We start from the raw sequence: 5,802 nt of genomic DNA, 5'->3' as shown, positions 1-5,802 counted from the left end.
GAAGTGGACCGCGGCCTGGTCGAAGCGGCGCAGGCAATGGGCTGCCAGCGCTGGCATATCATCTGGCACGTGCTATTGCCGGAAGCATTGCCGGGGATCATTGGCGGCTTCACGATTACCGTGGTGTCCTTGATCGGCGCGTCGGCAATGGCGGGGGCGGTGGGCGCCGGCGGGCTCGGGGATATTGCAATCCGCTATGGCTACCAGCGGTTCGACACGACCGTGATGGTGGTGGTGATCGTGCTGCTGATCGGGCTGGTCAGCACGATCCAGTGGGCAGGCGACCGCTGCGTGCGGCTTCTCAAAACCCGTGGATAGGCCGGGGCGGGCAATACTGCCCGCCCGTCCCGTGCGTCGCGTTCAGGCAGCCTTCGCCCCAACCGACCAGTAGTAGGCCGGCGCGGTGCCATTGATGGCGTGATCCTCAATCACCCTTGCCTTGTAAAGGGTCGGGTTATGCGAGGCCAGCGTGCGGGCATTGCGCCAATGGCGATCCAGCCGACGGTCCTCATCCAGCGCGGAGGCGCCGCCGATATCGACCAGCCGTGTAGCCGCCGCCAGTACCTGGTCCGCCACGACAACCTGCGCCTTGGCGGCACGCAACTCGACATCGTCCAGCAAGCTTGCTGGCACGGCTTCACCCCGCTGCCGCAGGCGATCGATCTCGTCAAGGCCTTGCGCTACGGCGGCGACGGTGGCGGCGGTGGCGGCAAATGCCGCGCCGGCCAGGTGGCCCGCCACTTGCTGCACCAGCGGATCTTCCGCGGGCGTGCGTCCGCTGCCATGGCTCTAGACGCGCTTGCACGCGCGCACAAAGGCAGCGGCGTCGCGCTCGATGGCCCGGGCGATGCCGGCGAGCGTCGCCAGGTGCACCAGCTGGACGTAAGCCGTGATGGACGTGGGCACATTGCGCGGGAAGCTCAGCACCTGTTCGCTGGACACCGCAACGTCGCGGAAGCGCGTGGTGCCGGAGCCCGTGAAGCGCTGGCCAAAACCCCGCCAGTCATCGATGCGGTCGATGCCCGGCGCATTGGCCGGCACCGATCGAGTGGAAACGGGCGGAGAGTTCCGCCTGGGAAGGATTGAGTTCTGGCATGAGTTTGTTATCCGGGTTCAGATGACGATGGCAAACACACGAGGCTCGCCAGCGGCAGCTTCGGGGTCGTCCGGCGCGGACCCGGATGCGCACCACGGCCGGCATCTCGGACCAGCTTGCGCCCAGCCCGCCAAGCTCGACGAGAATGGCCAGGGCCAGCAGCCGGCTCTCCCGCAACGCATCGCGCTCGGCCTTGGGCGGTGCCGCCTTCGACGTTGCACTCCACCGCGCTCTGCGCGAAGTCGCGCGCCAGCGCCTGCGCCGTGCGTTGCGGGTCCAGCGGTACCCGGCGCTCAGGCTCATGCCGACGCCTTGCTGCCCGGCAGCACGTCGTTGGCGATCATCTCGCCGAACGGCCCCGTCAGGTTGGTCGCGCCGCCGCGACCTAGGCTGGCGTACGGCTCCGGCAGCAACGGGAACACCAGTTCGGCAAAGCGATACGCTTCCTCAAGGTGCGGGTAGCCCGAGAAGATGAAGCTCTCGATGCCGAGGTCCGCGTATTCCTTGATCCGCGCGGCCACTTCCCGTGGGTTGCCCACCAGCGCGGTGCCAGCACCGCCGCGCACCAGGCCCACGCCGGCCCAGAGGTTCGGATAGATTTCCAGCTGGTCGCGGCGGCCGCCGTGCAACGCGGCCATCCGGCGCTGGCCGACGGAGTCGAAGCGCGAGAAGGACTTTTGCGCGGCAGCGATCATTTCGTCTGAGATCTGCGCGATCAGTTCATCCGCGGCCCGCCAGGCTTCCTCGCTGGTCCGCCGCACGATCACGTGCAGGCGCACGCCAAAGCGCACTTTGCGGCCAAGGCGCGCGGCGCGCGCGCGCACGTCGGCGATCTTTTGCGCCACGGCCTCGGGCGGCTCGCCCCACGTCAGATACACGTCGACCTGTTCCGCGGCCAGGTCGTGCGCTTCATCCGACGAACCACCAAAATAAAGTGGCGGGTAAGGCCGCTGCACCGGCGGATACAGCGCCTTGGCGTTCTCCACCTTGATATGCTCGCCATCGAAGTGAACAGCCTCGCCCTCCAGCACGCGGCGCCAGACGCGCAGGAACTCGGCCGATGCGGCATAGCGCTGGCTGTGGTCAAGGTACAGGCCATCCCCCCGATTCTCGTCCGGGTCGCCGCCGGTCACGACGTTGATCAGCAGCCGGCCATTGGTAATACGGTCAAGCGTGGCGGCCATACGCGCCGACACGGTAGGCGAGATGATGCCAGGGCGGATTGCCACCAGGTAGCGCAGGCGCTCCGTCCATGGCGCCACCGCGGAGGCAATCACCCACGAATCCTCGCAGGAGCGGCCGGTGGGAATCAGCACGCCGTAGTAGCCCAGGTTGTCGGCCGCCTGCGCGATCTGCTTCAGATAACCCAGCGAAACGGGGCGCGCGCCCTCCGTGGTGCCGAGATAGTGGCCATCGCCGTGCGTGGGAAGAAACCAGAAGACATTCATTGCCGCGGTTCTCCCCTTCAAGCCGCACGCTGCAGCAGCAATTTGCGGCTGGCTTCGAACAACGGCGCGCAACGATCCGCGGCCAGGCGAATGCGTTCGGCCAGCGTCGCGCTGCTGACCTGGTAATTCTGGAAATCCCCCGGGCTGCCGTACACGCCGATGGGCAGCGTGAGCGCCTGCAGGAAGCCGAACAGCGGCCGCAACTGATGCTCCAGCACCAGCGCGTGGCGGTCGCTGCCGCCCGTGGCCCCYAGCAGCACTGGCTTGTCCACCAGCGCCTCCTGCCCTACCAGGTCGAAAAGATGCTTGAAGTGGCCAGGATAAGAACCGCGATACACAGGCGCGGCCACCACCAGCAGGTCGGCGGACTCGATGGCGACCAGCTCGCTTTCAATCTCGGCCGGCAACTCTGCCCGCGACAGCGCCGCACCCAGCGGACGCGCGATGTCGCCGAGATTGACAATATGGCTTTGCAAAAGCAGCCGGCTATCCAGTTCCGCKAGCAGTGCCTGCACGAGCGCGAGCGTGCGCGAGGGCTGCTGAGCGCTGCCGTTGACGGCGACCACTTTCAGCGGTGTAGCCATGGGAAACCTCCTGTCGATGTCGATGATTTGTGGATTCACGCGTGCGGCGTATTTCGTTGCCGGCAATGCATTAGACAAGAAGCAGGCCCGCGTGAATCGCCATGTTTCTTGCCTGATTCGGCCTCCTTGACGCGATCGGTACCGCCCTCGCCGTGCACTCTGCCGATCCGCTGTTGCGCACCCAACGGCGCGGGAGCGCGCCCACCCCCGCCGTCTTAGGCAGACGCTTAGAAGCGCCCTACGATAGCGCAGCGTAGTTGGCCGCCGAAGGATGAATTTCATCTATGCATAGACATGCGAAACGCATATAGGCATGCGAGATTTGCATCCCACTCGGACCCTGCCGGGCGCACCAACGATAGGTGCCTGCCCTAGCCCGCGAACCATACGACGAAGAACGCATAGCGAAGAGGACCCCGCTTGCGGGGCCCTCTTCGTTCACGCCTTGCCGGACCAGTCTTCAGCCAATGGCCTCAGAAATCCAGTCCACCACCTCCGCCAGCCGCGCCCGGCACACTGAGCTGCCCCTCATCCTTCGGCAGTTCAACGATCGCAGCATCAGTGGTAAGGATCAGGCCTGCCACCGAGGCAGCATTCTGCAAAGCCGTGCGCGTGACCTTGGTCGGATCAACCACGCCGCCCTCCACCAGGTCGCCATACTCACCAGTAGCCGCGTTGTAGCCAAAATTGCCCGTCCCTTCAGCCACGCGCGCCACCACCACGCTGGCTTCTTCGCCGGCGTTGGCAACGATCTGGCGCAACGGCTCCTCCAGTGCCCGCAGCACGATCTTGATGCCGGCCTGCTGGTCCGGGTTGATGCCCGTCAGATCCTTGATAGCCTGGCGCGCACGAATCAGCGCTACGCCGCCGCCCGCCACGATGCCCTCTTCCACCGCGGCACGCGTGGCGTGCAGCGCGTCTTCCACGCGGGCTTTCTTCTCCTTGACCTCGACCTCGGTGGCACCGCCGACCTTGAGCACGGCCACCCCGCCGGCCAGTTTGGCCACGCGCTCCTGCAGCTTCTCCCGGTCATAGTCGGAGCTGGCCTCGTCGATCTGGGTGCGGATACGCTTCACCCGCGCCTGGATCTGCACGGCGTCGCCCGCGCCATCGATGATGATGGTGTTCTCCTTACCGATTTCCACGCGCCCGGCCTGGCCCAGTTGCTCCAGCGCGATCTTTTCCAGCGACAGCCCGACCTCTTCCGACACCACCTGGCCGCTGGTCAGGATCGCGATGTCTTCCAGCAGTGCCTTGCGGCGGTCGCCAAAKCCAGGAGCCTTGACCGCGGCGGCCTTCAGGATGCCGCGGATATTGTTGACCACCAGCGTGGCCAGTGCCTCGCCCTCCACGTCCTCGGCCACGATCAGTAGCGGACGTCCCGCCTTGGCTACCTGCTCCAGTACCGGCAGCAGGTCGCGGATGCTCGAGATCTTCTTGTCCACCAGCAGCAGGTAGGGTTGCTCGAGCACCGCCACCTGCTTGTCGGGGTTGTTGATGAAATACGGCGACAGGTAGCCGCGGTCGAACTGCATGCCTTCCACGACTTCAAGCTCGTCTTCCAGCGACTTGCCATCTTCCACCGTGATCACGCCTTCCTTGCCGACCCGGTCGATGGCCTGTGCGATACGCTCGCCGATGGCGCTTTCGCCGTTGGCCGAGATGGTGCCGACCTGCGCGATCTCGCGGCTGGTGGTGGTCGGCTTGCTGATGCGGCGCAGCTCTTCGATGGCCGCCGTCACTGCCTTGTCGATGCCGCGCTTCAGGTCCTGCGGATTGAGCCCGGCCGCGACGTACTTGACGCCCTCCCGCACGATGGCCTGCGCCAGCACGGTGGCGGTGGTGGTGCCATCGCCGGCGTTATCGCTGGTGCGGGAAGCGACTTCCTTGACCAGTTGCGCGCCGATGTTCTGCAGCTTGTCCTTGAGCTCGATCTCCTTGGCCACGGAGACGCCATCCTTGGTCACGGTGGGGCTGCCGAAGCTGCGCTCCAGCACCACGTTGCGGCCCTTGGGGCCCAGCGTTACCTTGACCGCGTTGGCGAGAATATTGACGCCTTCGACCACCTTGGCGCGGGCCACGTCGCTGAACACTACATCTTTTGCTGCCATTGTTGTCTGTCCTGTCTGGATTGTCGGGTTCGTTCGGGAAATCTCGGATCGATGCTGGCGGACGCGCTGCGATTCAGCGCTCGACCACGGCAAGGATGTCTTCCTCGCGCAGCACCAGCAGTTCGTCGCCGTTGACCTTCACCGCCTGGCCCGTGTACTTGCCGAACAGCACCCGGTCGCCCGCGCGCAGGTCCGGTGCAATGCGTTCGCCGGCTTCGTTACGCCGGCCCGGGCCGACGGCGATCACCTCGCCCTGATCCGGTTTTTCGGCGGCGCTGTCGGGAATGACGATGCCGGATTGCGTGCGGGTTTCGTTGTCGGACCGTTTGACGAGAACGCGGTCGTGCAGTGGGCGAAGGCTCATGCTGGCTCCAGGAAGAAAGGAAGAGAGAAGTTCATTAACGGCGGATGTCGGTGCCGACGTGGCGCTGCGTGCTGGCAATCAGCACTCGATGCCGGTGAGTGCTGAGTATAGAAAGCGCCGGCATGCACGGCCAACTGATCGTTTCGCATTTGCTTAGAAGCAGGCATGAAGGCGCCGACCCGCCCGCGCTGCTAAAAAC

The 5,802-nt window shown here is 65.5% G+C and carries 6 protein-coding genes and 1 pseudogene; 1 reads left to right on the top strand and 6 read right to left on the bottom strand.

Annotated features, from left to right (window positions below; genetic code table 11):
- Positions 1–318, top strand: a 318-nt coding sequence (locus AC1DS3_RS34145) for an ABC transporter permease subunit (protein ID WP_477128911.1), incomplete at its 5' end; no start/stop codon positions are given.
- 42 nt (positions 319–360) lie between these two features.
- On the opposite strand, the pseudogene AC1DS3_RS34140 reads toward AC1DS3_RS34145, so the two are convergent.
- The 6 genes and pseudogenes from AC1DS3_RS34140 to AC1DS3_RS34115 form a co-directional block, all read right to left on the bottom strand.
- Positions 361–765, bottom strand: a pseudogene (locus tag AC1DS3_RS34140) (acyl-CoA dehydrogenase); the annotation flags it as partial.
- A gap of 24 nt (positions 766–789) precedes the next feature.
- Positions 790–1,041 (bottom strand): acyl-CoA dehydrogenase family protein, encoded by a 252-nt coding sequence (locus tag AC1DS3_RS34135; protein WP_441637305.1) that lies wholly within the window; start codon positions 1,039–1,041, stop codon positions 790–792.
- Between the two features lie 354 nt (positions 1,042–1,395).
- Positions 1,396–2,544, bottom strand: a complete 1,149-nt coding sequence (gene ssuD / locus AC1DS3_RS34130; RefSeq protein WP_441637307.1) for an FMNH2-dependent alkanesulfonate monooxygenase — start codon at positions 2,542–2,544, stop codon at positions 1,396–1,398.
- A 17-nt stretch (positions 2,545–2,561) separates the two neighbouring features.
- Entirely contained in the window at positions 2,562–3,128 is a 567-nt protein-coding gene (gene msuE / locus AC1DS3_RS34125; protein WP_441637309.1) for an FMN reductase, read from the bottom strand.
- Between the two features lie 473 nt (positions 3,129–3,601).
- The gene (groL, locus tag AC1DS3_RS34120) at positions 3,602–5,239 is read right to left on the bottom strand and encodes a chaperonin GroEL (RefSeq protein WP_477109597.1); all 1,638 of its coding nucleotides are present in this window, start codon (positions 5,237–5,239) and stop codon (positions 3,602–3,604) included.
- A 73-nt stretch (positions 5,240–5,312) separates the two neighbouring features.
- Positions 5,313–5,603, bottom strand: a complete 291-nt coding sequence (locus AC1DS3_RS34115) for a co-chaperone GroES (protein WP_441637313.1) — start codon at positions 5,601–5,603, stop codon at positions 5,313–5,315.
- Positions 5,604–5,802 lie beyond the last annotated feature (199 nt).

The sequence above is a fragment of the Cupriavidus sp. 01L46 genome (assembly GCF_056399905.1).
The sequence above is the reverse complement of the archived record's forward strand: the minus strand, read 5'-3'. Positions and strand labels throughout refer to the sequence as shown.

Excerpts from the sequence above, each read along its gene's own strand:
- AC1DS3_RS34115 (WP_441637313.1), bottom strand. The coding sequence starts at position 5,603 with ATGAGCCTTCGCCCACTGCACGACCGCGTTCTCGTCAAACGGTCCGAC.
- ssuD (WP_441637307.1), bottom strand. The coding sequence starts at position 2,544 with ATGAATGTCTTCTGGTTTCTTCCCACGCACGGCGATGGCCACTATCTC.